The organism is Janthinobacterium sp. GW821-FHT03C08 (assembly GCF_059420905.1).
Map to the genome: position 1 here is coordinate 410,027 of NZ_JBWKUP010000001.1, position 23,193 is coordinate 433,219.

Annotated in this window: 23 protein-coding genes and 1 pseudogene; 17 read left to right on the top strand and 7 right to left on the bottom strand. The window is 63.8% G+C overall.

Going from position 1 to position 23,193, the window contains the following annotated elements:
- Positions 1–129: 129 nt before the first annotated feature.
- A complete protein-coding gene (locus AC07VL_RS01890) occupies positions 130–525 on the top strand; it encodes an SWIB/MDM2 domain-containing protein (protein WP_071653383.1) in 396 nt (131 codons plus the stop codon).
- 185 nt (positions 526–710) lie between these two features.
- On the opposite strand, the gene AC07VL_RS01895 is transcribed toward AC07VL_RS01890, so the two are convergent.
- Together AC07VL_RS01895 and AC07VL_RS01900 are read right to left on the bottom strand one after the other, a co-directional pair.
- Positions 711–1,337, bottom strand: a complete 627-nt coding sequence (locus AC07VL_RS01895) for a lytic transglycosylase domain-containing protein (protein WP_494804356.1) — start codon at positions 1,335–1,337, stop codon at positions 711–713.
- Entirely contained in the window at positions 1,334–3,073 is a 1,740-nt protein-coding gene (locus tag AC07VL_RS01900; RefSeq protein WP_494804357.1) for a proline--tRNA ligase, read from the bottom strand. Before AC07VL_RS01900 ends, AC07VL_RS01895 begins: the two co-directional genes overlap by 4 nt.
- A 204-nt stretch (positions 3,074–3,277) precedes the next feature.
- Here AC07VL_RS01900 and AC07VL_RS01905 point away from each other — a divergent pair, with 204 nt between their 5' ends.
- On the top strand, positions 3,278–3,910 hold the full coding sequence (locus AC07VL_RS01905) for an RNA pyrophosphohydrolase (protein WP_494804358.1): 633 nt from the start codon (positions 3,278–3,280) through the stop codon (positions 3,908–3,910).
- A 99-nt stretch (positions 3,911–4,009) separates the two neighbouring features.
- Here the strand turns inward: AC07VL_RS01905 and mqo are convergent, their stop codons facing one another.
- On the bottom strand, positions 4,010–5,608 hold the full coding sequence (gene mqo, locus AC07VL_RS01910; protein WP_494804359.1) for a malate dehydrogenase (quinone): 1,599 nt from the start codon (positions 5,606–5,608) through the stop codon (positions 4,010–4,012).
- 471 nt (positions 5,609–6,079) lie between these two features.
- Between mqo and AC07VL_RS01915 the strand changes: the two genes are divergently transcribed.
- From AC07VL_RS01915 to AC07VL_RS01930, 4 genes are read left to right on the top strand one after another with little or no spacing between them, the layout of a single operon-like run.
- On the top strand, positions 6,080–6,502 hold the full coding sequence (locus AC07VL_RS01915; protein WP_131373609.1) for a DUF1841 family protein: 423 nt from the start codon (positions 6,080–6,082) through the stop codon (positions 6,500–6,502).
- A gap of 46 nt (positions 6,503–6,548) precedes the next feature.
- A complete protein-coding gene (locus tag AC07VL_RS01920; RefSeq protein ID WP_494804360.1) occupies positions 6,549–7,667 on the top strand; it encodes a saccharopine dehydrogenase NADP-binding domain-containing protein in 1,119 nt (372 codons plus the stop codon).
- Positions 7,664–8,134 (top strand): DUF2269 family protein, encoded by a 471-nt coding sequence (locus AC07VL_RS01925; protein ID WP_494804361.1) that lies wholly within the window; start codon positions 7,664–7,666, stop codon positions 8,132–8,134. The genes AC07VL_RS01920 and AC07VL_RS01925 overlap by 4 nt, the downstream gene beginning before the upstream one ends.
- Positions 8,131–8,514 carry a DoxX-like family protein gene (locus AC07VL_RS01930; protein ID WP_494804362.1) on the top strand — a complete coding sequence of 128 codons (384 nt, stop codon included), beginning with the start codon at positions 8,131–8,133 and terminating at the stop codon, positions 8,512–8,514. Before AC07VL_RS01925 ends, AC07VL_RS01930 begins: the two co-directional genes overlap by 4 nt.
- Before the next feature lie 29 nt (positions 8,515–8,543).
- Here AC07VL_RS01930 and AC07VL_RS01935 read toward each other — a convergent pair whose 3' ends face one another.
- Complete coding sequence (locus AC07VL_RS01935) at positions 8,544–8,885, bottom strand: c-type cytochrome (RefSeq protein WP_494804363.1); 342 nt, start codon at positions 8,883–8,885, stop codon at positions 8,544–8,546.
- 11 nt (positions 8,886–8,896) lie between these two features.
- Positions 8,897–9,226, bottom strand: a complete 330-nt coding sequence (locus AC07VL_RS01940) for a c-type cytochrome (protein ID WP_076566305.1) — start codon at positions 9,224–9,226, stop codon at positions 8,897–8,899.
- A gap of 233 nt (positions 9,227–9,459) precedes the next feature.
- On the opposite strand from AC07VL_RS01940, the gene AC07VL_RS01945 reads away from it, so the two are divergent.
- The 8 genes and pseudogenes from AC07VL_RS01945 to AC07VL_RS01980 all read left to right on the top strand — a co-directional run bounded on the left by AC07VL_RS01945 (position 9,460) and on the right by AC07VL_RS01980 (position 19,036).
- Complete coding sequence (locus AC07VL_RS01945) at positions 9,460–10,329, top strand: AAA family ATPase (protein WP_494804364.1); 870 nt, start codon at positions 9,460–9,462, stop codon at positions 10,327–10,329.
- A 9-nt stretch (positions 10,330–10,338) separates the two neighbouring features.
- The gene (locus AC07VL_RS01950) at positions 10,339–10,977 is read left to right on the top strand and encodes a GNAT family N-acetyltransferase (protein ID WP_494804365.1); all 639 of its coding nucleotides are present in this window, start codon (positions 10,339–10,341) and stop codon (positions 10,975–10,977) included.
- On the top strand, positions 10,971–12,140 hold the full coding sequence (locus AC07VL_RS01955; RefSeq protein ID WP_494804366.1) for a vWA domain-containing protein: 1,170 nt from the start codon (positions 10,971–10,973) through the stop codon (positions 12,138–12,140). Before AC07VL_RS01950 ends, AC07VL_RS01955 begins: the two co-directional genes overlap by 7 nt.
- A gap of 304 nt (positions 12,141–12,444) precedes the next feature.
- On the top strand, positions 12,445–13,632 hold the full coding sequence (locus AC07VL_RS01960) for a cation:proton antiporter (protein WP_494804367.1): 1,188 nt from the start codon (positions 12,445–12,447) through the stop codon (positions 13,630–13,632).
- Positions 13,633–14,763, top strand: a complete 1,131-nt coding sequence (locus AC07VL_RS01965; protein WP_290601027.1) for a YbdK family carboxylate-amine ligase — start codon at positions 13,633–13,635, stop codon at positions 14,761–14,763.
- A gap of 390 nt (positions 14,764–15,153) precedes the next feature.
- Positions 15,154–15,636 (top strand): annotated as a pseudogene (locus AC07VL_RS01970) (sigma-70 family RNA polymerase sigma factor); the annotation flags it as partial.
- Between the two features lie 81 nt (positions 15,637–15,717).
- Complete coding sequence (locus AC07VL_RS01975) at positions 15,718–16,470, top strand: FecR family protein (protein WP_494804453.1); 753 nt, start codon at positions 15,718–15,720, stop codon at positions 16,468–16,470.
- A gap of 94 nt (positions 16,471–16,564) precedes the next feature.
- The gene (locus tag AC07VL_RS01980) at positions 16,565–19,036 is read left to right on the top strand and encodes a TonB-dependent siderophore receptor (protein WP_494804368.1); all 2,472 of its coding nucleotides are present in this window, start codon (positions 16,565–16,567) and stop codon (positions 19,034–19,036) included.
- A 9-nt stretch (positions 19,037–19,045) separates the two neighbouring features.
- On the opposite strand, the gene AC07VL_RS01985 is transcribed toward AC07VL_RS01980, so the two are convergent.
- Both AC07VL_RS01985 and AC07VL_RS01990 read right to left on the bottom strand, forming a co-directional pair.
- Positions 19,046–20,125 carry an alginate lyase family protein gene (locus tag AC07VL_RS01985; RefSeq protein WP_494804369.1) on the bottom strand — a complete coding sequence of 360 codons (1,080 nt, stop codon included), beginning with the start codon at positions 20,123–20,125 and terminating at the stop codon, positions 19,046–19,048.
- Positions 20,122–21,114, bottom strand: coding sequence for a gamma-glutamyl-gamma-aminobutyrate hydrolase family protein (locus AC07VL_RS01990; protein ID WP_494804370.1), 993 nt, complete (start codon positions 21,112–21,114; stop codon positions 20,122–20,124). The genes AC07VL_RS01985 and AC07VL_RS01990 overlap by 4 nt, the downstream gene beginning before the upstream one ends.
- Positions 21,115–21,332: 218 nt before the next feature.
- On the opposite strand from AC07VL_RS01990, the gene AC07VL_RS01995 reads away from it, so the two are divergent.
- From AC07VL_RS01995 to AC07VL_RS02005, 3 genes are read left to right on the top strand one after another with little or no spacing between them, the layout of a single operon-like run.
- The gene (locus AC07VL_RS01995; RefSeq protein ID WP_494804371.1) at positions 21,333–21,632 is read left to right on the top strand and encodes a hypothetical protein; all 300 of its coding nucleotides are present in this window, start codon (positions 21,333–21,335) and stop codon (positions 21,630–21,632) included.
- Positions 21,629–22,660, top strand: a complete 1,032-nt coding sequence (dapA, locus tag AC07VL_RS02000) for a 4-hydroxy-tetrahydrodipicolinate synthase (RefSeq protein WP_494804372.1) — start codon at positions 21,629–21,631, stop codon at positions 22,658–22,660. The genes AC07VL_RS01995 and dapA overlap by 4 nt, the downstream gene beginning before the upstream one ends.
- Positions 22,638–23,180 (top strand): division plane positioning ATPase MipZ, encoded by a 543-nt coding sequence (locus AC07VL_RS02005; protein ID WP_494804373.1) that lies wholly within the window; start codon positions 22,638–22,640, stop codon positions 23,178–23,180. Before dapA ends, AC07VL_RS02005 begins: the two co-directional genes overlap by 23 nt.
- Positions 23,181–23,193: the final 13 nt, after the last annotated feature.

Genomic DNA, 23,193 nt, shown 5'->3' on the forward strand with positions numbered 1-23,193 from the left:
GGCGCGTCATTTCGCTGCTTTTTCCTCGTGAAAACGTGAAAAACACTTGCATACTAGGTAAATCCACACCAATATTAGCCGTGCGATTAATTGCGCAATTTCCCATGTGTTTGTTAAGGAGGCTCGAAGATGGCAACAGCCAAAAAAACCCCAGTAGCAGCGCCAGCCAAAGCAGCAGCAGCCAAGCCTGCAGCCGCCAAGAAAGCAGCACCCGCAGCCAAGGCAGCAGCCAAACCAGCCGCGGCGAAGAAAGCGGCAGCACCGGCAACACCACGCAAGCCAAACGCAGCATTCATGAAAGCAATGACGCCATCGAAAGAGCTGGCCGCCGTTGTTGGCGCAGCACCACTGCCGCGCACGGAAGTGACCAAAAAGGTATGGGATTACATCAAAAAACTCGATCTGCAAGATCCGGCCAACCGCCGCATGATCAATGCGGACGACAAGCTGAAAGCAGTTTTCGGCGGCAAAGCCCAAGTCTCCATGTTTGAAATGACGAAACTGATCTCCGATCATTTGAAATAATCAGCTATGCGCCGGCTAACACCGAGCGAGTGCCCCGCCGCATCACTGCGAGCGGGGCATTTTTTTGGGGCCAAACCCCGTCGGGTCTGGCCCGGCCGTTGCGGTGCGGTTTAAAAACCCATAAAACCCGGCAAATACTGGGGTCCGACGAGCACGCCGGGTCCCACAGGGTCCGCCCCCAGCCATCACGATGCCGGCTTGAACTCCCACTGCCGCCACGCCGCCCGCACGGCATTCGGGTACTCGGCGCGGCCCCGGCTGCCGTTGTAGCGCCCCAGGGCCAGGTACAGGTCCCCTTTTTCCATGTCCAAGTACATGCGCAGGATGGCGCAGCCATAGCGCAGATTCGTCTGCATGTGGAACAGCTTGCTGCGGTCGCTGTCGCCGATGACACCCGTCCAGAACGGCATCACCTGCATGTAGCCGCGCGCGCCGGCCAGCGAGACGGCATATTTGCGGTAGGCCGACTCCACCTGGATCAGGCCCAGCACCAGGGCCGGTTCCAGGCCTGCGCGGCGCGACTCGTACCAGACGGTTTCCAGGAATTCCGTGCGCAGCTGCGCGTCCGGCAGCTTGCGCTGCAGGCGTGTGGACATCTGCGCCAGCCATTGCTGGTAGCGCTGCAGGTCGGCGGGGGTGGCAAATTTGGGTTGCGGCGGACGCTCGTCGCGGATCGCGTGCGACAGCGCCAGGCGGACGGAGTCGGCCAGCGCCTCCTCCTTCTGGTTGCCGGCCTGCGCCGGAACAGCGCAAGCCAGGCCGGCAGCCAGCGCGAGCGCGCCAGCCACCTTGCTTACTGAAAAGCGCTTCACTGCGCCATTTTGCCCTGGATGAAGGCGACGATCTCGTCCGGCGCCACGCCGGTCGCTTCCGTGTCGCGGCGGCCCTGGTATTCCAGCTTGCCTTCTTTCAGGCCCCGTTCGCCGATGACGATGCGGTGCGGCACGCCAATCAGTTCCCAGTCGGCAAACATGGCACCTGGACGCAAGCCGCGGTCGTCGACGATGACATCGACGCCAGCGCCTTGCAGGGCCGCGTACAGCTTCTCCGTCTCTTCCTTGACCAGTTCGCTGCGGTCCATGCCCATCGGGCACAGCACGACTTCGAACGGCGCGATCGAGGCAGGCCAGATGATGCCCTTGTCATCGAAGTTCTGTTCGATGGCGGCGCCCAGGATGCGCGTCACGCCGATGCCGTAGCAACCCATCTGCAGCGGCGCCGGCTTGCCGTTTTCGTCGAGGAAGGTGGCTTTCATGCTTTCCGAGTACGCCGTACCCAGCTGGAACACGTGGCCCACTTCGATGCCGCGCTCGATGGCCAGTACACCCTGGCCGTCCGGCGACGCGTCGCCGGCGACGACATTGCGCAAGTCGGCCACGATGGCTGGCTCGGCCACGTCACGGCCCCAGTTGGCGCCCGTGTAATGGAAACCGGCCTCATTCGCGCCGCAGACGAAGTCGCTCATGTGGGCGACCGTGCGGTCCGCCACCACGGTGACGGGGGCCTTGGTACCGATCGGGCCCAGGTAGCCGGGAATGGTGCCGTAGACTTCCAGGATTTCCGCTTCCGTCGAGAAACGGTGGCCGGCCAGGCCGGCCACCTTGCCCACCTTGATCTCGTTCAGCTCATGGTCGCCGCGCAGCAGCAGCATGAAATGCTGTTTCGTGATTTTTTCGTCCTTGCCCGTCGTTTCCACCGTCAGGGCGATGGTTTTCACGGTGTGCGACAGCTCAATACCCAGCAGGGCGGCCACGGTTTCGCACTTGACGGTGTCCGGCGTGGCCGTTTTCGTCAGCGCCTGGGTGGCCGCCGGGCGCTCGCCCGCTGGCGGCAGCGCTTCGGCCGCTTCCATGTTGGCGGCGTAGTCGGACGTCGGGCAGTACACGAGCGCGTCTTCACCCGTGTGGGCGATGACGTGGAATTCGTGCGAACCGGAACCGCCGATGGCACCGTTGTCGGCTGCCACGGCGCGGAATTTCAGGCCGAAACGCGTGAAGATGCGCGTGTAGGCGTCAAACATGATCTTGTACGACGCCTGCATGCCGGCCAGGTCGCGGTCGAACGAGTAGGCGTCCTTCATGGTGAATTCGCGGCCACGCATCAGGCCGAAACGTGGGCGGCGCTCGTCGCGGAACTTGGTCTGGATGTGATAAAAGTTCAGCGGCAGCTGGCGGTAGGACTTGATTTCCGTGCGCACGACGTCCGTGATGACTTCTTCCGACGTCGGCTGGATCGCGTATTCGCGGCCGTGGCGGTCTTTCACGCGCATCAGTTCATCGCCCATCTTGGTCCAGCGGCCCGTCTCCTGCCACAGTTCGGCCGGCTGCACGAGCGGCATCAGCAGTTCGATGGCGGCGGCCTTGTTCATCTCGTCACGGATGATGGCTTCCACCTTGCGGATCACGCGCAGGCCCATCGGCATGTAGGTATAGATGCCGGAACCGAGGCGTTTGATCATGCCTGCACGCATCATCAATTGGTGGCTGACGATTTCCGCGTCAGAAGGTGCATCTTTAAGTGTGGAAATAAAAAAACGGGAGGCGCGCATAACGGTGAATTCTTTTTAAAAAGAGAGGGTTATAATCAACCTAATTTTAAAGGATTAGCTGGCTGATGCGTCCATACTTTACACAAATGCGCTCAATTGGTGCGATTCCGGCCCTTTTCGCACCCCGAAAAGGTGGCCGGCTTGCGGAGTTGTGGGTAATTATGTAAAAAAAGACGCACTGTCGCAGAAAGTTTGAGGTGCATTATGCTCGACCGTGAAGGGTTTCGGCCCAACGTCGGCATCATCCTGCTAAACGCCCAGAACGAGGTGTGGTGGGGCAAGCGGGTGCGCGAGCACTCATGGCAGTTTCCACAAGGCGGTATCAAATATGGCGAAACACCGGAACAAGCCATGTTTCGCGAACTTGAAGAGGAAATCGGACTCAGACAGGAACACGTCAAAATTGTCGGCCGCACCCGCGACTGGCTGCGCTATGAAGTGCCAGACCACTTCATCAAGCGCGAGATTCGCGGCCATTACCGTGGCCAGAAGCAGATTTGGTTTCTGCTGAGAATGTGCGCGCGCGACAATGACGTCAATCTGCGCCTGACCGACCATCCCGAGTTCGACGCCTGGCGCTGGCATGAATACTGGGTCCCGCTCGATGTCGTGATTGAATTTAAACGCGATGTATATCAGCGCGCCTTGCAGGAGCTGTCCCGCTTCCTGACCTGGCCCGTGCATGGCAACGCACAGCAGCAACACCGCCACACGTCGCGCTACCTGCGCCAGCCGCACGCGCCGCGGGCACAGGACGCCACGGCCGTGGCCAGGCCGTGCGACGGCCCGGACGCGGACGGACGCACGCCGGAGCTGATTCTGCCGGGCAAGGGGTAGTCCACGGCAATGAACGCACTCTCCCACGCAAAAGGGGCAGCCTGACCAGGCTGCCCCTTTTTTCATTCCGGTAGGAACTACCCTGCCGGAACCGTCAACTTAGTTGCTTGCCGGCGCAGCCGCGGCAGCGGGAACGTCCAGGGTAAAGGCTTTCAAGCCCAGGATGCCGCTGCTGTAGTGGCGGATCTTGTTGGCCAGGGCCGGATCGCTGTTCAGCTTTTGGCCGTACGACGGCACCATTTCCACCATCTTCGCCTGCCATTCCGGCGTCGCCAGGCGGCTCTTGAACGCCGTCTGCAGCACCTTGATCATGATCGGCGGCGCGGTCGAGGCACCCGGCGAGGCACCCAGCAGGGCAACGATGCTGCCATCGGCGGCACCGACGACTTCCGTGCCGAACTGCAGCAAGCCACCCTTGACCGGGTCATCCTTGACGATCTGCACGCGCTGGCCAGCGTTTTGCAGGGTCCAGTCTTCCATCTTGGCATTCGGCAAGTATTCGCGCAGGGTGGCCAGGCGGTCTTCCGGGGTGTTCATCACTTGCTGCACCAGATATTTCGTCAGTGGAATATTGTCGTAGCCGGCTTGCAGCATCGGTTTCACATTGCCCGTGCCGATCGAGGCAGGCAAGTCGATCCACGAACCGTTTTTCAGGAACTTCGTCGAGAAGGTGGCAAACGGGCCGAACAGCAGGGCTTTCTTGCCATCGATGATGCGCGTGTCCAGATGCGGCACGGACATCGGCGGCGAGCCGACGGACGCCTTGCCGTAGACCTTGGCCGCATGTGCCGCCACCAGTTCCGGATTGGTGGTGACCAGCCATTGGCCGCCCACCGGCACGCCGCCGTAGCCCTTGGCTTCCGGAATACCCGATTTTTCCAGCAGCGGCAGCGAACCGCCGCCCGCGCCGATGAAGACGAACTTGGCGCGCACATTCTTTTCCTGGCCGTCGGCCAGGTTTTTCACCTTGACGTTCCACACGCCATCGGCGCCGCGCTGAATGTCTTCCACCTGGTGACGCAGGTGCAAGACCATGCCATGGCTGTCCGTCAGGTATTTGACGAGGCCGCGCGTGAGATTGCCGAAATTGACGTCGGTGCCGATGTCCATGCGCGTTGCTGCCACTTTCTGGCCCTTGTCGCGGCCTTGCATGACCAGCGGCGCCCATTGCGCGATCTGCTCCTGGTCTTCCGAGTACAGCATGCCTTTGAACAAGTTCTGCTTTTGCAGCGCGTCATAGCGCTTGTGCAGAAAAGCAATATTGGCATCGCCCCACACAAAGCTCATGTGCGGCACGTTGTTGATGAAGGTCTGCGGCGCGCCCAGGTGCTTGTTGGCCACCTGGTAGGCCCAGAATTGCTTGGAAATTTCGAATTGCTCGTTGATTTCGACGGCTTTCTTCGTCTCGATGCTGCCATCGGCCGCTTCCGGCGTGTAGTTCAGTTCGGCAAACGCAGAGTGGCCCGTACCCGCGTTGTTCATCGCGTCCGAGCTTTCGGCGGCCACGGAATCGAGGCGCTCGACCATTTCCATCGTCAGCGACGGGTCGAGTTCCTTGAGCATGCTGCCCAGGGTGGCGCTCATGGTGCCGGCGCCGATCAGCAGCACGTCGACCGGTTTTTCAGACGAGGCCGGCGGGGTCTTGTTACATGCCGCCAGGATCAGGCACGACATCAAAAGTAATAGCGATTTACGCATACGTAACTCCATTGAGGGATACTGAAGGATGATTCTTGTGCGCCACCGCAACGGCACCATCGCTGCCGTAAATGAAAACAGCCTGCCATCCGGTTCGCTGAAGCGGCCGGAGAGGCGAAGGGCGATGGTGTCAGGCATGCTGCCGTGCCACGGTTCAGGCCGTGAGTGACTGCTGGTGGCAAAGGTGCGGGCAATGGACGGCGCGACATCGTTGTCGGCGGGAAAACCGGCAATGAAATCGCCGTCCTGTCCAGTGCAAATATCAAGAGCGGCGATTTTATCACCGTTATTTGGCGCCGCCGGGGCGCGGGGATCGTGGATAATACTTACTGCCAGGTATTATATTTCGGTAACTATCGGGTCATGGAGACGGACGGGCGGCGTAAAAAAGACCTGCGGCTGCCCACTATTTGCCTACGCGTTACAATGCCGGCTGCCCTTCAGCCATTCATTCAGCCAGAATACTCAGCCATGTTCAACCCCTCTTCCGACGATGTACGCCGTTTCTTTTGCGAAACATTGCGCAAGCACCGAGCCCACGAAATCCTCACGCCCATGGAGGCCATCGCACTCGACTGGATCCTGGAACACCCCGAATACGAGAACGAACTCGCCGATGTGGAAGCGGCGCTGGCGCGCGATTACTCCGTCGAAGGGGGCCAGGCCAATCCCTTCCTGCACCTGTCCATGCACCTGTCGATCACGGAACAGGTACAGGTGGACCAGCCGCGCGGCATCCGCCCTGCCGTGCAGCAACTGACGCAGCGCCTCGATTCGGCCCATGCGGCCCACCACGAGGTGATGGAGTGCCTGGGCCAGATGATCTGGGCTTCGCAGCGCTCGGGCTTGCCGCCGGACACGGACGCGTATATCGACTGCGTGCGCCGCCGCTGATCAGCTAGTATCATGTTGCCAAGACACTCATCAACCGAAGGATATCTTGGCCCATCACACCATTCTTGTATTAGGCGGCTACGGTTTTTTCGGCACGCGCATTTGCCAGGCACTGGCCGGCAATAAGGATATCCATCTGCTGGTGGCCGGGCGCGATGCCGCCAGGGCCGGGGCATTGGCGGCGCAATTGGGCTTGCCGCCGCAGCAGGCGCTGGCGCTCGATGCGCAGGCGCCTGATCTGGCGCGGCGCCTGGCCGAACTGGGTGTCGATACGCTGATCCATACCGCCGGCCCCTTCCAGGGCCAGGATTACCGCGTCGCCTGCGCGGCGATCGACGCCGGCGCCAACTACATCGACCTGGCGGACGGCCGCGATTTTGTCGCCGGCATTGCCAGCCTCGACGAGCGGGCGCGCCAGCGCGGCGTCTTCGTCACCAGCGGCGCCAGCTCGCTGCCGGCGCTCTCGTCGGCCGTGGTGGACCGCTACCTGCCGCGCTTTCGCCAGCTGACGTCGATCCGCCACGGCATCGCCTCCGGCGCCCGTGCGCCTGGCATCGCCACCATGGCTGGCATCTTCTCGTATTGCGGCAAGCCATTCCAGCGCCTCGTCGCCGGCTCCCAGGAAACCACGCATGGCTGGCTAGACCTGAAACGCCACCGCTTTGCCGCGCCCGTGGGACGGCGCTTGCTGGGCAGCTGCGACGTGCCCGACCTGGCGCTGTTCCCGCAACGCTATCCTGGCCTCGAGACCGTCACCTTTCACGCCGGTTTTGCCGGCGCACCCGGCCACCTGTTCGTCTGGGCCGCCGCGCAGCTGGTGCGGCTGGGCCTGTTGCGCAGCCTGCTGCCGCTGGTCAAGCCGCTGCACGCCATCAGCAAGCGGGTGGAACCGCTGGTCAGCGACAAGGGCGCGATGTTCGTGACGATGCAAGGCGTGGGTCTGGATGGCTGGCCCTTGGCGCTGACATGGCAGTTGCTGGCGGCGCAGAACCACGGTCCGCATATTCCCTGCGGCGCGGCGATCGCGCTGGCGAACCGCCTGGCCAGCGCCACCAGCGGCGGCGTACCGCTGCCGCGCGGCGCCACGCCCTGCGTCGGCCTGCTCACGGTAGAAGCTTACCTGGCCGCGCTACAAGGCTATGCTGTGACCGAGGTACCGGCGTGAGCTGGTACCTGTTCGTCAAATGGCTGCACATCCTCAGCGCCACGATCCTGTTTGGCACCGGCATCGGCATCGCCTTCTTCAAATGGATCAATGAGCGGGGCGGCGAGGTGCGCGCGATCCGCCTGTCGGCTGAAAAGACGGTGCTGGCCGACTGGCTGTTCACCACGCCAGCCGTCATTGTCCAGCCGCTGTCCGGGCTGGCGCTGGCGCATCTGGCCGGCTATCCGATCCTGTCCGGCTGGGTCCTCGCCTCGATGCTGCTGTATGCGCTGGCTGGCGCCTGCTGGCTGCCCGTGGTGTGGCTGCAGATCCGCATGCGCAGCCTGGCCCGCCTGGCCGATGATACGGGCACACCGCTGCCGCGCCTGTACTGGATCTATGCGCGCTGCTGGTTCTGGCTCGGCGTGCCGGCGTTTGTCGCCCTCATGCTGGTCTACTGGCTGATGGTGGCCAAGCCCGCGCCATGACGCCGGCGACCCTGCGCCGGCTGTACTGGACCCTGCGCCTCGGCATGGCCTTCATCTGGATCTGGACGGCGCTCGTCTCCTGGTACCTGTATCCGCATGGCGAATCGCTCGCCTGGCTGCGCCGCAGCGGCATCACGCTGCATACCGAGCAAGTGTTTGCCGCCTCCTGCCTGGCCGACCTGGCCATGGGCATCGCCTCGCTGCTGCACGCCCGGCCGTGGCTGTGGTGGATACAGTGCGCGCTGGTGGCCGGCTATACACTGGTGATCGCCGTCTTCCTGCCGGAATTCCTGATCCACCCTTTCGGGCCGCTGACGAAAAACATCCCGCTGATCACCGGTCTCGTATTTCTTGCACTGTATGAAAAAAGCCACGGCTAGCGTGGCTTCGGGACCGGGATCAGCACGGATCAGCGGTGGATGACCAGGGTCGTCGGCAGGCTGTGGAAATAGGCGGCCAGGTCCTTGATGTCCTGGTTGCTCAGCGGTTTCACCTGGCCCGTCATGATGGCGTTGTTGCGGCCGTTGGCCTTGTCGCCCCGCTTGTAGGCGGTGAGCGCGTGCTCCAGGTAATCCTTGTGCTGGCCCGCCAGCTTCGGATACGACGGGTCGATGGGCGAGCCATAATCCTTGCCGTGGCAAGTGGCGCAGCTGTATTTTTCCGCCAGGGCCTTGCCCGTGTTGATATTGCCGGCGGCGCCAGCGCCGAACGAAACGGTGGCGCAAACGAGGGCGGCGAGTAGTTTTTTCATCTGGCTGGTCCTCAGTTCGGCTTGGCTTGTTGCGAATAATAGGCGGCGACATCGGCGATATCCTGGTCCGACAGGCTGCTGGCGATGCCCTTCATGCTGGGGTGCTTGCGGTCGCCCTTCTTGTAGGCCTGCAGCGCATTCTCGATATATTTCGCCGACTGGCCGCCGATCATGGGCACCTGGAACACTTCGGGGAAGGTCGCCTTGTAGCCTGGAATGCCGTGGCAACCGATGCACATTTCCACCTTGGCAGTGGCTGCCTTGGCGTTTCCTACAATGTCAGCCGCTGTGACGGCATTGGCGATGCCGGCAAGCACGAGAAGTGCAAATATTTTTTTCATAGTGGCAAAGTGAACAAAGGTAATCGGAGAAACGCAAAGGCTGGTTTTTTTTGATCTTATGTGTTGACAATTAAGGTTGACAATTAATCTTCTGCTTGCCGATTCTAACCAAGATATTCTTGCAAGTCCACCTACAAAAAAGCCACTGTCGGCATGCGGGCACAAGCCACCGGCGTGACGGTGCGCCGCAGTTCTGTTTATACTCACCGTTTCCCGACTTTGGCAGACCGTTCATGCAAACACCGCACTCCCAGCAAGGCCAACGCTTCGAAGGTTCCGACAGCTATGTCGCCACCGCCGACCTGAAACTGGCCGTGAATGCGGCGCTGACCCTGAAGCGCCCCCTGCTGATCAAGGGCGAACCGGGCACGGGCAAGACCATGCTGGCCGAGGAAGTGGCCGCCGCGCTGAACATGCCGCTGATGCAGTGGCATATCAAATCGACCACCAAGGCGCAGCAGGGCCTGTACGAATACGACGCCGTCTCGCGCCTGCGCGATTCGCAGCTGGGCGACGAGCGCGTGCGCGACATCCAGAATTACATCGTCAAGGGCGTGCTGTGGCAGGCGTTTACGGCGCCCGAGCCGGTGGTGCTGCTGATCGACGAAATCGACAAGGCCGACATCGAATTCCCCAACGACCTGTTGCGCGAACTGGACCGCATGGAATTCTACGTCTACGAGACGCGCGAAATGGTCACGGCGCGCCACCGCCCGCTCGTCATCATCACTTCGAACAACGAGAAGGAATTGCCGGACGCCTTCCTGCGCCGCTGCTTCTTCCATTACATCAAATTCCCGGACAAGGACACGATGGAACAGATCGTCGCCGTCCACTACCCGCACCTGAAGCAGGAACTGCTGGCACAGGCGCTGCAAACCTTCTACGAAGTGCGCGACGTGCCGGGCCTGAAGAAAAAGCCGTCGACATCGGAATTTCTCGACTGGCTCAAGCTGCTGCTGGCCGAGGACATCCCGTTTGACGCGCTGCGCAGCAAGGACAACAAGGCCGTCGTGCCGCCCCTGCATGGCGCGCTGCTGAAAAACGAGCAGGACGTGCACCTGTTCGAGCGCCTGATGTTCATGTCGCGCACCAACCGTTAAGGAGCGCCGGTGAACGACATCAGCCCTGACAACGTCTTCGTCCCCCTGGAACTGCACGGCATCCGCCTCGAAGCGCTGGCGCCGCACCACGCGCCCGGCCTGCGCGCGGCAGCCATGGACGGCGAACTGTGGAAGCTGCGCGTGACATCCGTGCCCGAGCCCGACCAGGTGGAGCAGTACATCTTCAAGGGCATCGAAATGCGTCCCTCGCGCTTCGCCTTTGCCGTCATCGACGTGGCCAGCGGCGAGGTACTCGGCACCACCAGCTACCACGACGTGGTGCCGGAGATCAAACGCCTGGAAATCGGCTACACCTGGTATGCGCAGCGCTGCCAGCGCAGCCACGTCAACACCACCTGCAAATTGCTGCTGCTGGCACACGCCTTCGACACCCTCGGCTGCGCGCTGGTGGGCTTGCGCACCGACAATTTCAACCACGCCTCGCAGGCGGCCATCGAGCGCCTGGGCGCAAAAAAGGATGGCGTGCTGCGCCACCATGCACTGCGCCGCGACGGCACGGTGCGCGACACGGTGATGTACAGCATCGCACGGGGCGAGTGGCCGGAAATCGCCGCCCATCTGCGCTACAAGCTGGCGCAGCGGCCGATTCAAGCGCTGCCGCGCGCGGCAGAGGCGCCGCCATGCTGATCGATTTCTTCTTCACGCTCAAGGACGCGAAGATACCCGTCTCGATCAAGGAATTTTTGACCTTGCTCGAGGCGCTGCAAAAGAACGTCATCGAGGCATCGATGGATGATTTCTACTATCTGTCGCGCCTGACCCTGGTCAAGGATGAAGCGCATTTCGACAAGTTCGACCGCGCCTTTGCGCAGTATTTCAAGGGCGTCAACGGGGCTTTCGACACGAATGCGGCAATTCCCCTCGACTGGCTGCTCAAGCGCATGCAGCGCGAGCTGTCCGAGGAACAGAAGGCGCAGCTGGAAAAATTTGGCTACGACAAGCTGATGGACCGCCTGAACGAGCTGCTGAAGGAGCAAAAAGAGCGCCACGAAGGCGGCAGCAAGTGGATCGGCACGGGCGGCACTTCGCCGTTCGGCAATGGCGGCACGAATCCGGAAGGCATCCGCATCGGCGGCAAGGGCGGCAACCGCACGGCAGTGAAAGTGTGGGAAGCGCGCAGCTACCAGGATTACGACGGCGAGCGCGAACTGGGCACGCGCAATCTGAAGGTCGCGCTGCGCCGCCTGCGCAAGTTCGCGCGCGAAGGCGCGGAAGATGAGCTGGCGCTGGACGCCACCATCGCCGCCACGGCCAATAACGCGGGCTACCTCGACATCAGGATGCGCCCCGAGCGCAAGAACCGCATCAAGGTGCTGATGCTGTTCGACGTGGGCGGCAGCATGGACGACCATATCGAGCGCACGGAAGAACTGTTCTCGGCGGCGAAGACGGAATTCAAGAACATGGAATTCTTCTACTTCCATAACTGCGTCTACGACACGCTGTGGAAGAACAACCGGCGCCGCCACGCCGAACGTTTTCCCACCTGGGACGTGCTGCGCAAATACCCGCCCGACACCAAGCTCATTTTCGTCGGCGACGCCACCATGAGTCCCTATGAAATCCTGCAGCCGGGCGGCTCCGTCGAGTACAACAACGAGGAAGCGGGCTCCGTCTGGCTGGCGCGCTTCACCAGCGCCTTCCCGAAATTCATCTGGCTCAATCCCGAATCCGAAGGCCTGTGGCAGTACCGCCAATCCATCGGCGTGATGCGCCAGTTGATGAACGACCGCATGTTCCCCCTGTCGATCGATGGACTGGAACGGGGCATGCGTTTGCTCAGTAAATAAAGACGCGCAACAAGAAGTCCATGGCGGCATGCCGCCGCCATGTCGTACACTGCGGGACAGAACCACCGCGGAGCTTCTCCGCTGCGGGCGCGCGCCATCGATACTGGCAAGCCCGCCCAGCTGCATCTTGTGCGCGGCCGCCATGGCCGTGACACTGTTCGATTGCGCACATCGTGCGCGCCTTCTGCTCCGGTAGAATCGGCGCATCGCTCTGCGCAAACAATGCACCATCGCTGCACCACGACATTGCCGCGCCAGCTCCCATGCTGCCGGCCGGTGCAAGCGCTATTTCAAAGGAATGAGCATGCAAAGTCTGATCTCGATCGCCGCCGACCTGTCCTGGCCGTTCGCCATCACCCTGGCCTGGGTCGTCGGTGAATTCGGTCACCGCTGGACTGGCCTGCCGCGCATCAGTTTTTATGGCGTGATCGGTTTCATCCTGGCGCAAACCCAGGTCGGCATCCTGCCGCAGACGGACGCGGGCCCCATGCTGGTGCTGGCCGACGTGGCCTTCGGCCTGATCCTGTTCGAGGTCGGCTACCGCATCAACCTGCGCTGGCTGAAGAACAACCCGTGGATCGCCGTCACGGGCCTGGTCGAATCCCTGCTGACCTTTGCCGTCGTCTACTTCATCGGCATCGAATTCGGCACCACCTCGATGACGGCACTGCTGCTGGCGTCCCTGGCCATGTCCACCTCGCCGGCTACCATCATGCGCGTGATTAACGAGGAGCGCAGCTCGGGCCAGGTCACGGAACGCATCGTCCACCTGACGGCGCTCAACTGCGTGCTGGCCGTCTTCACCTTCAACATCATCATCGGCTTCTGGATGTTCCAGAGCTCCACCGACCTGATCGAGGCGACCAGCAGCAGCGCCGCCGTGCTGGCCGCCTCCGTGGCCGCCGGCACCGTCTTCGGCATCGTCGTGCCGGCCATGCTGCGCCGCCTGGGCAACATGGCGCAAGACGCCACCGTGGCCTTCGCGCTGTCGGTGATGCTGCTCGTCGCCCTGACCTACACCACCAGCCTGTCGCCGCTGCTGGCCACCCTCACCTTCGGCCTGGTGGCGCGCCACCGCCGCGTCGCCTTCAGCCAGGCGCAGCGCAATTTCGGCGCGCTGGGCGAACTGCTGACGGTGCTGCTGTTCGTGTACGCCGCCTCGACCCTGGAGTGGAGCAGCGTGACGGCCGGCGCGGCCCTGGCCCTGGCCGTCGTCGGCGGGCGCCTGCTGACCAAAGTCGTCGGCGTGGCCGCGTTCTCGCACGTCAGCGGCATCTCCTGGCGCAAGGGCATCCTGACGGGCGTGGCCCTGACGCCCGTCTCCGTCTTCATCATCCTGCTGCTCGAACACGCGCGCCAGCACGGCGTGAACTTCGGCGACGAATTGAATGCCCTGGCCGCCGTCACGCTGGGCCTGGAACTGGTCGGCCCCGTGCTGGTGCAGCGCGTGCTGATGCTGGCCAAAGAAACCCACGAAATCAAGGAGCGCTAAATGCCGCTGGAACCCTTTGGCCAATCGGCCGCGCTGACTTTCGGCGTCGAACTCGAACTGCAGTTGGTGAACCTGTCGGACTACGACTTGACGGCCGCCAGCCCCGACCTGCTGCACCTGCTGGGGAAAAAACCGTTTCCCGGCAACGTCACGCCGGAAATCACCGAGAGCATGATCGAGATCAACTCGAGCGTGCACACGCATCACGGCCCCCTGCTGGAGCAGTTGCAGGAAATCCGCGATACCCTGGTCACGGCGGGCGACAAGCTCAATATCGGCATCGCGGGCGGCGGCACGCACCCGTTCCAGCAATGGTCGTCGCAAAAAATCTTTTCCAAGCCCCGTTTCCAGGAAATCTCGGAGCTGTACGGCTACCTGGCCAAGCAGTTCACCATCTTCGGCCAGCACGTGCACATCGGCTGTGCCTCGGGCGACGACGCCATGTTTTTGCTGCATTCGCTGAACCGCTACATCCCCCACTTCATCGCCCTGTCGGCTTCTTCGCCCTATGTGCAGGGACGCGACACCCTCTTCGATTCGGCCCGCCTGAATTCCGTGTTCGCCTTCCCCATGAGCGGGCGCGCGCCGTTCACGCTGAGCTGGGAACAGTTCTCCAACGAGTATTTCGCCAAGATGGAAAACACGGGCATCATCAAGAGCATGAAGGATTTTTATTGGGATATCCGTCCCAAGCCGGAATTCGGCACCATCGAACTGCGCGTGTGCGATACGCCGCTGACGGTGGAGCGTGCCGCCGCGCTGGCCGCCTACCTGCAGGCACTGTGCCGCTACCTGCTGGAGCAGAAGGAAGCGCCGCCTGTGGAAGACGACTACCTCGTGTACAACTACAACCGCTTCCAGGCCTGCCGCTTCGGCCTCGATGGCGCCATCACGCACCCAAAAACCTACGAGACGATGTCGCTGCGCGAAGACATCATGACCACCCTGCGCAAGATGGAGCCGCACGCCGAGGCGCTGGGCAGCACGCCCGCCCTGAAGCACCTGTCGGACGTGGCCAAGCAGTGGAGCGACGCGCAATACCTGCGCAAGCAGCATAGCCTGCAGGGCAGCGCCGAGGGCATGGTCGATTCGGCCATCCGCTGCTTCCGTGGCGAACCCATGAATTACTGAGGATGCCAGGCCAAACCTGCTGCGCGTCGGCATAGGTGGCCTGCGATGCTCACCGTACCTGCGTACGATTGCGCTTCTCAGCCACCTCTCCCTTCCGCTCGCGACGGTTTTGCCAGTCATCGTGACCTTTACCCCAGCAACGTGGCCCGTTCACTCCCCACCCGGCACGACCGGGGTTGGCCCCTGAGGGACTCAACCGCCCCTTCTGTCCATGGGATCTGGCTCGCCGGGTCAGACCCCGGCATACCGCGACGCGCCCAAAAAACCACACCGCGTCTTCCCGTCATTTACAGCGCCCGCCCCCGCTTGTTACAATAAGTGAGAATGATTCTTATTATTGTTTAAACCAAGGACCCAGCCCAGCCGGATGGGACAAGCAAGGGGAACGCGATGCCGCTGGCAGAGCCGCTACACCGCCAGGACATCGCGACGCTGTATGCCGACCACCACGGCTGGCTGCAGGGCTGGCTGCGCAAGAAGCTGGGCAGCACGGCCTGCGCGGCCGACATGGCGCAGGATACTTTCCTGCGCCTGCTCGACCGTGAAGACGCCGTCGCCGCGCGCGAGCCGCGCGCCTTTCTCGCCACCGTGGCGCAGCGCGTCCTGTTCAACCATTACCGCCGCCAGAAGCTGGAGCAAGCCTACCTGGACGTGCTGGCGCAGCTGCCTTCCCCGCACGCCCCGTCGCCCGAGGAACGGGCGCTGCTGCTGGCCACCGTATTTGAACTCGACCGCATGCTCGATGGCTTGCCGCCACCCGTCAAGCGGGCCTTCTTATTGCGCCAGCTCGACGAACTGCCGCAGGAAGACATCGCGCGCCAGCTCGGCATCTCGCTGGCCACCGTGAAACGCCATCTGCAGCGGGCCGGCAGCGCCACGCAAGCGTGGCAGCAGCTGCAACTGCAGCACGAGCACTTGCCGCCCGAGGCGCACGCCACCCTGCTGCGCGCTTGCGTGCAAGCCAATGCGCCACGTCGCCACGCCGTCAAGACCCTGACCCTGCTGCTGGCCTGCGGCGCCTCGCTGTACGCGTTCGATCGCCGCAGCCCGTGGCGCAGCTGGACGGCCGACTACCGCAGCGGCGTCAACCAGCGCCGCGTGGTGACCCTGGGCGACGGCACGCAGCTCACGCTCAACACGAATAGCGCCGTGAATGTCGACTACAGCGGCGAGCAGCGGCGCATTCAACTGCTGGAAGGCGAAATCTTTATTGCCACCGGCAAGGATGCGGCGCAGCGGCCGTTCTTTGTCGGTACGCCGCATGGCGGCCTGCAGGCGCTGGGCACGCGCTTCACGGTGCGCCTGCACGATGGCTATGCCAGCGCCGGCGTGCTCGAAGGCGCCGTTGCGGTGCTGGCCGATGACGGCAGCCACCGCCTGGTACTGCATCCTGGTGACGGCGTTCATTTCGACAGTGACAGCCATCACCGCCAGGCGCTGGCGCCGTATGGCGGCGCCTGGCTCGAGGGCATGCTGGTGGCGCGCGACATGCGCCTGGCCGATTTCCTCGCCGAGCTGTCGCGCTACAGCGAAGTCCCGCTGGGCTGCACAACGGCCAGCGCCGGCCTGCGCGTCTCCGGCTCCTATCCGCTGGCCGACGTGGATGCCATCCTCGACGCCGTCAGCGCCAGCCTCCAGCTGCGGCGCAATATCGTCACGCGCTTCTGGGGACATCAGGTGGTGCGCATCGAACTGGCGCGGCGCTGACATTATTTTCCGCAAAGTGAGCTGTTTCACCGTGGCCGCGTGACCTGGAAGACAGGCAGTCTCCCTCTTGCGCATCCACGAAAGGTTTTATTCCATGCATCACGCTTCGCGTTCCCTCCTGACCCGCACCATCCTCGCCTGCGCCCTGTCGCAAATCGGCCTGGCCCTCACCCTGCCCGCGCTGGCCCAGGCTCAAAGCCAGCAACTGCGCGTCTACAGCATCCCCGCCGGCGCGCTGGGCGACGTGCTGACGCGCTTCGGCAGCGACAGCGCCATTTTATTGTCGTTCTCCAGCGAGTCCACGCAAGGCTTGCGCAGCGCCGGCCTGCAAGGCAGCTATGGCGTGCACGATGGTTTCCGCGTGCTGCTGGCCGGCAGCGGCTTGCACGCCGTGCCGCAGCCGAATGGCGGCTACCTGCTGCAGAAAATCCCCGCCAGCGCGAATGCTCCTACGCCGGACAGCCGCGGCGTGGCTGTCATGAGCGGCGTCACCGTCGTGGCGGCGGCCGAGCGCAGCGCCGCCACCAGCGGCACGGACAGCTACACGGGCGGTCCCGCCAGCGGCGCCACGGGCCTGGCCTTGAGCCAGCGCGAGACGCCGCAATCGCTGACCATCGTCACGCGCCAGCAGATGGATGACCAGAACAGCAATGCCGTCTCCGACGTCATGAAAAACGTCAATGGCGTGAGCGTGCAAAACTACGACAGCGACCGCTGGAGCTTCCAGGCGCGCGGCTTTGCCGTCACCAATTTCCAGTACGACGGCGTCTCGGCCATCTATGACGGCGTGTACGACTGGGGCACGACCAACAGCGACATGGCCATCTACGACCGCATCGAAGTGCTGAAGGGCGCGACGGGCCTGATGAGCGGCTCGGGCGACCCGTCGGCCACCGTCAACATGGTGCGCAAGCGTCCCACCGCCGACTTCGCGGGGGCAGCGACCCTGGGCGCAGGCTCGTGGGACAATTACCGCGGCGAGGTCGATGTCTCCGGTCCCCTGAACGCCAGCCGCACGGTGCGCGGCCGCCTGGTGGGCGCTTACCAGGACAAGCATTCCTACCTGGACCGCTACAAGCAGCAGAAATCCGTCGCCTACGGCATCGTCGAGGCGGACCTGACGCCAGTGACCCTGCTGACGGCCGGCTTCACGCACCAGGACTACAAGCCGCGCGGCTCGACCTGGACCGGATTCCCCGTGCTGTTTTCCGATGGCTCGCGCACGGATTTTCCTACTTCGTGGAATCCGGCCACCGGCTGGAGCCGCCGCGACATGCAGAACACCACCCTGTTCTCGTCGCTGGAACACACGTTTGCCAACGACTGGAAAATCAAGCTGAGCGCCAACCAGTTGCGCAGCAAGCATGACAGCGTGCTCGGTTCGGCCAGCGGCGGCAATCCCGATCCCGTCACGGGCGAAGGCGCGTATTTCTTCATGGGCAAATACAAGGGCGACCGCCGCCAGACCACCATCAACGTGGACGCCAGCGGCCCGTTTACTGCCTTTGGCCACCAGCATGAAGCCATGCTTGGCTATTCGTCATCAACGGCGAAGCAGGATGGTCCCGTCTATGAATCGGTCTACCCGCCTGTCGAAGGCAGTTATTTCGACTGGCACGGCCAGTACGCGGAACCGGCCTTCAAACGCCTGGGCAACGACAACGACAGCACGCGCCAGAGCGGCCTGTATGGCGCCGTACGCCTGCATCCCGTCGACGCGCTGTCCGTCATCGTCGGCGCGCGCGTAAGCGACTACAAGCAGGAGCAGGACCGCAGCTTCTTCGACACCGGCACCGCACGCATCACCTCGCGCATCGAGGAGAACAACGTCGTCACGCCGTATGCGGGCGTGGTCTACGATCTCGATAAAACATACTCTCTCTTCGGCAGCTACACGAGCATCTTCGCGCCGCAAAGCAATCGCGACGCCAACCGCCGTTTCCTCTCGCCCGTGCGCGGCAAGGGATTGGAAGCGGGCGTGAAGGCCGAATACTTCGAGGGCAAGGTCAATGCCAGCGCCGCCGTCTTCCAGATCCGCCAGAGCAATGTGGCCAGCTATGTGGGCGAGGTGAATGGCGAGGAGGCATACAAGGCCATCGACGGCGTCACCAGCCGCGGCCTGGAAATGGAAGTGACGGGCGAAGTGGCCAAGGACGTGAAGCTGAGCGCCGGCTACACGTATGCGCATGTGCGCGATGCGGACGGCAAGGACGTCTTTTCCACCATGCTGCAAACCACGCAACCGGCCCATTTGGTGCGCGTGCAAGGCAGCTGGCGCCTGCCCGCCAGCCTGGACAAGGTCACAGTGGGGGGCGGCATCAACTGGCAAAGCAGCTATTTCGGCAAGCTGTGGAATCCGGCCGCCGAAGACTATGCGCGCATAGGCCAGGGCAGCTACGCGCTGGTCAACCTGATGGCCCGCTACGAGATCAGCAAGAACACGACAGCCAGCCTGAATGTAAACAACCTGCTGGACAAGAAGTACCTGACGGGCCTGGGCCTGTTCGAAACAGGCTTCTACGGCGAACCGCGCAACGTGATGTTCACGCTGCGCACGAAGTTTTAACTGCCTCGGCTAAGCGCCATACAGCGCCAGCGCCCAGGCTGGCGGGCGCAGCTCCTGCGCCAGTGGCAGGTAAGCGGGATCGAAGCGCGCCGCCAGCAGGTACACGTTGGCGGCGCCGCCGCGCTCCCATGCGCCCGTGAAGCCTTTTTCGCCTGCCGCCGCCCGCTTGCGGTCGAACGGCACGGCACTTTTCGCGAACTCCTCGTGGGTCTTTCTGCCCTGCGCATACGGCGCCAGCCAGGCCAGCGCCTCGGCCAGGCGCTGCGCTTCCGGCGCGCCGTACCAGTCATCGCCATGCGCCTGCGCCATCAGCGCCGTCGCCAGCAGCGGCTCCAGGCTGTAGGTGGTGTAATGCAGGGCGTCGCGCTGCTCGAAATCAAATGGCACGCCGCCGGCGCCGATATTGCGCGGCACGTGTGCCAGGAAGCGCTCCTTCGCGCGCGCGATCAGCAGCGCCTCGCCCGTGACATAGGCGGCAGCGGTTCCTATCTTGATGCGGTGGCTATGCCAGTTGTTGCGCGCCGTGGATGGCCCGCCCACCTTGACGGGATCACTGAGGTAGCCCTGCGCCAGGGTGCGGCAAAAGGCCCGTACCTGCTCGCGCTCCACGCCGCTCAAGCGTTCCTGTATCAGGTCAAAGCCCATCAGCATGCCGGCCAGCTCCGTCTCGTCGATGGGGCTGAACGACGGCTGGTAGCCGCTGACCCAGGCCAGTACCAGCTGGCGCGCCGCCTCGAAATGCGCCATCTCGCCCGACAAGCGCCAGGCCAGCGCCTGCAGCCGCGCCTGGCGCCAGTCTTCCTGCGCCTGCTGGCTTTTTTCGCGTCCGCCTTCTCCCTTCAGCAAGCCGCCCGTGCGCACTTCGGCCATCAGGTGCACGGGCCGCGCCGCATCCTTGCGCGCCGCCTTGAGCACCTGTTCCGCGATGGCCGGCTCCACGCGCGCCTTGAGCGTGCGGGCGCGCGCGGCCGACGTCAGGGCGAACGCCAGCGCTTCTTCGTGCGGCTGCGGCGCGGCGCGCAACCCCGCCAGCGGCAGCGCCAGCAGGGCGGCCAGCACCGTACGCCGGCGCATCAGGTGCGCACTCAAAACCGCGTCTCCCGCGCCGCGCGCAGGAAATTATCGAGGATGGGCGTGCAATCGAGCAGCTCCACGCCGCCCGCCGAATGGAACTCCGGATGCCACTGCAAGCCCATGACGAAGCGCGCCCGCTGGTAGCGGATGGCCTCGACGATATTATCCCCTTGCGAATACGCTTCCACCGTGATGTCGCGCCCCAGGTCCTTGACGGACTGGTGGTGGATGGAGTTGACCAGCGCCTCTCCCGTCTTCGGGAACAGGCTGGCCAGCGACGAGCCTTTCGGGAAGACGATGGTGTGGCGGTGGCGGTCGTACAGGTCGTTGACGTGCGAAGTGGCGCCCTCCACGTCCGAGGCGATATCCTGGTACAGGGTGCCGCCGAAGCCCACGTTGATGAGTTGGCAGCCGCGGCAGATGCCCAGCACGGGCTTGCCCGCGTCGACGAACTCGTGCAGCAGTTCCAGTTCGTACAGGTCCCGCGCGCGGTCGCCGCTCCATTCAGGCCGCGTGGCCGTCTCGGAATACGTCTGCGGCGAGACGTCGGCGCCGCCTTGCAGCACCAGGCCGTCCAGGTGGCGCGCATAGTGGCGCAGGGTGATGTTACTCGGGTGTAGCAAGCCGCTGGTATTGACGGTCGGGATCATGAACACCAGCACGTCGCGCGACATGACCCACTGGGCAATCGACTCTTCCAGATACTGCAAATTCTTGCTGCGCAGGCCAGTGGCGCCCGGCTCGGGGTGGAAAATGCGCGCCGAGATGCCGATGCGCAGCGTGCGCCGCATGAAGTCGCGCCCCGCCTTGTCGCGCATGGAGCGGTAACGCGACGTCAGTACCCGCCAGGCCAGCGCCAGCGGCGTGTCGTTATCCTTCAGGTAGCGGGGCGCCGCGTCGCGCGCACGGTGCTCGTCATCGCTCGCGCGGCCGACCCGGTCAGGCCGCGCCGGCGTTGCAGGATCGGGGGAGGGGGGCTGCTGGGGATCTTTTTCGTCTGACATGGCGGGGCTGACTGAAAGCGGAGACGTTTTCAATATAAACCCCTGCTTCCGAAAGCACGATTCAATTTTGTAACAAAAGCGTACTCGCGGGGCATCCGCGCAACACGCGGGTGCCCTTTGCATACAGGCTGTTTACGCGGCAAAGCCGGCTTTTTAGAGAATCTTTACGCCCCCGCTGCTAATCTTGAACGTACCTCAACCACCGCTGCATAGCCGCCATGGAAACCCATTCACGTCTGCATACCCGTCAAGCCCTCCCTCACCGCCATTCCCGCCTGCCCACCTTCCTCATGCATATCACCGTCGACACGGCTTGCCTGGCCCAGCTGCGCCAGCTCGTCGTGCAAATCTGCGGCACGATGCTGTCCTTCATGCGCGTCGAGGCGGTCGACCATGCCGCACGCATGAAGGTATGGCTGTGCGTAACGGAACCGGCCCTGCGCCTGACCATGGATGCCGTCATGCGCCTCTTGCCGGCGGCGGAATTTGGCCGCATCAGCCAGGGGAAATCCGCATGAACCAGTACACCTGCGACCACGCCATGTCTTCCGCACGCATCACCGCGCACTTCCAGGGCATCTGGGTGCCGATGGTCACGCCGTTTCGCAATGGCGAACTCGATCTCGCCGCGGCCCAGCAGCTGGCCAGCGAACTGGCCGCCAGCGGCATCGACGGTCTGGTTGTCTGCGGCACCACGGGCGAAGCGGCCATGCTGGACGCGCAGGAGCAAACCCTGCTGCTCGACAGCGTGCTCGAAGCCGTCGGCCCCCGCTTCCCCGTCGTCATGGGCGTGGGCGGCAGCGATACGCGCCAGGTCACGGCCACGGTGCAGCGCTACCACGACCATCCGCTTGCCGGCCTGCTGGTCTCGGCGCCGTCGTACGTACGCCCTTCGCAGGACGGCATCGTGCGCTACTTCCAGGCCATCGCCGCCGCCACCGACCACTCCATCGTGCTGTACAACGTGCCGGCGCGCACGGGCGTGCAGATTGCGCCAGCCACGGCCGCCCTGCTGGCGCGCGACTCGCATTTCGTCGCCATCAAGGAGGCGGGCGGTTCGCTGCAGCAGTTCGCCGAATTGCTGCTCGAGACGCGGCTGGACGTGCTGTGCGGCGACGATGCGCTGCTGCTGGCCAGCCTGTCGATGGGCGGCCACGGCGCCATGTCGGCCGCCGCCCAGGTGCGCCCCGACCTGTATGCGCAGCTGTACCACCTCGTCAGGCAGGGCCGCCACGGCGCCGCGGGCGCCCTGTTCAAGACGCTGCTGCCCGTCATCCGCCTGCTGTTTTCCGAACCGAATCCCGCTCCCGTGAAGGCGGCGCTGGCCATGCAGGGCAAGGTGCGCGACGAGCTGCGTTTGCCGCTGACGCCGATGTCGGCCGCAGGCCGGGCCGCGCTGGCCGACGCGCTGGAGCAGCTGATGGCGCTGCCCGTGTGGACGGCCAGCGACAAGGAAGAGTCTCGCGAAGGCTGCCTGCTGCAGCTGGTGTCCGCCGCCAATATCATGCCAGCCGTGCGCCAAGATGATCATCGCCATCACGGATGATCGGGGAGGATTGGAAAAATCCATCGTCGCCGGACGGCTGGCCGCCTCGCGCGCGCTGGCCGGACGCAAGGTGCTGCTGCTCGACGCCGATCCGCGCCAGGCAGCCCTGGCACACGCCGGGAAGCTGCGTGCCGGCGGCATGCGGGGCAGCGTGACGGCGCCCCGCCTGATGGCCCGTGCCATCAGCGCCAAGGGCTTGCAGCCGGAACTGGAACACTTGGTGCACTGCTACCACGACATCGTCATCGACAGCGAAGGCCGCGATTCCATGGGCAGCCGCTCGGCACTGGGTGCCGCGCGCGTGCTGGTGGTGCCGCTGGACGGTGCCGTGGACGCCGCCGCGCAGGCGGGCCTGGCGCGCCGCATCGCCCATGCGCGCAGCGTCAATCCTGCACTGCGCGTGCTGCTGGCGACAGATACGCAGGCGGCGGCCGCGCATGCCCTGGCGGCACGGATACCGGCCGCCCGCGTGGTCGGCCTGGAACAGCTGTATTGCGCGGTGTTCAGCCTGTCCACTTAGGCCGGTACCTGAA

Bases quoted from the DNA above. Each gene is read 5' to 3' on its own strand.
- AC07VL_RS01960 (WP_494804367.1), top strand. From the start codon at position 12,445: ATGCAAAGTCTGATCTCGATCGCCGCCGACCTGTCCTGGCCGTTCGCC.
- AC07VL_RS01900 (WP_494804357.1), bottom strand. From the start codon at position 3,073: ATGCGCGCCTCCCGTTTTTTTATTTCCACACTTAAAGATGCACCTTCT.
- AC07VL_RS01930 (WP_494804362.1), top strand. From the start codon at position 8,131: ATGACGCCGGCGACCCTGCGCCGGCTGTACTGGACCCTGCGCCTCGGC.
- AC07VL_RS01945 (WP_494804364.1), top strand. From the start codon at position 9,460: ATGCAAACACCGCACTCCCAGCAAGGCCAACGCTTCGAAGGTTCCGAC.
- AC07VL_RS01905 (WP_494804358.1), top strand. From the start codon at position 3,278: ATGCTCGACCGTGAAGGGTTTCGGCCCAACGTCGGCATCATCCTGCTA.
- AC07VL_RS01965 (WP_290601027.1), top strand. From the start codon at position 13,633: ATGCCGCTGGAACCCTTTGGCCAATCGGCCGCGCTGACTTTCGGCGTC.
- AC07VL_RS01995 (WP_494804371.1), top strand. From the start codon at position 21,333: ATGGAAACCCATTCACGTCTGCATACCCGTCAAGCCCTCCCTCACCGC.
- AC07VL_RS01940 (WP_076566305.1), bottom strand. From the start codon at position 9,226: ATGAAAAAAATATTTGCACTTCTCGTGCTTGCCGGCATCGCCAATGCC.
- AC07VL_RS01955 (WP_494804366.1), top strand. From the start codon at position 10,971: ATGCTGATCGATTTCTTCTTCACGCTCAAGGACGCGAAGATACCCGTC.
- AC07VL_RS01890 (WP_071653383.1), top strand. From the start codon at position 130: ATGGCAACAGCCAAAAAAACCCCAGTAGCAGCGCCAGCCAAAGCAGCA.
- AC07VL_RS01935 (WP_494804363.1), bottom strand. From the start codon at position 8,885: ATGAAAAAACTACTCGCCGCCCTCGTTTGCGCCACCGTTTCGTTCGGC.
- mqo (WP_494804359.1), bottom strand. From the start codon at position 5,608: ATGCGTAAATCGCTATTACTTTTGATGTCGTGCCTGATCCTGGCGGCA.
- AC07VL_RS01990 (WP_494804370.1), bottom strand. From the start codon at position 21,114: ATGTCAGACGAAAAAGATCCCCAGCAGCCCCCCTCCCCCGATCCTGCA.
- AC07VL_RS01915 (WP_131373609.1), top strand. From the start codon at position 6,080: ATGTTCAACCCCTCTTCCGACGATGTACGCCGTTTCTTTTGCGAAACA.
- dapA (WP_494804372.1), top strand. From the start codon at position 21,629: ATGAACCAGTACACCTGCGACCACGCCATGTCTTCCGCACGCATCACC.
- AC07VL_RS02005 (WP_494804373.1), top strand. From the start codon at position 22,638: ATGATCATCGCCATCACGGATGATCGGGGAGGATTGGAAAAATCCATC.
- AC07VL_RS01980 (WP_494804368.1), top strand. From the start codon at position 16,565: ATGCATCACGCTTCGCGTTCCCTCCTGACCCGCACCATCCTCGCCTGC.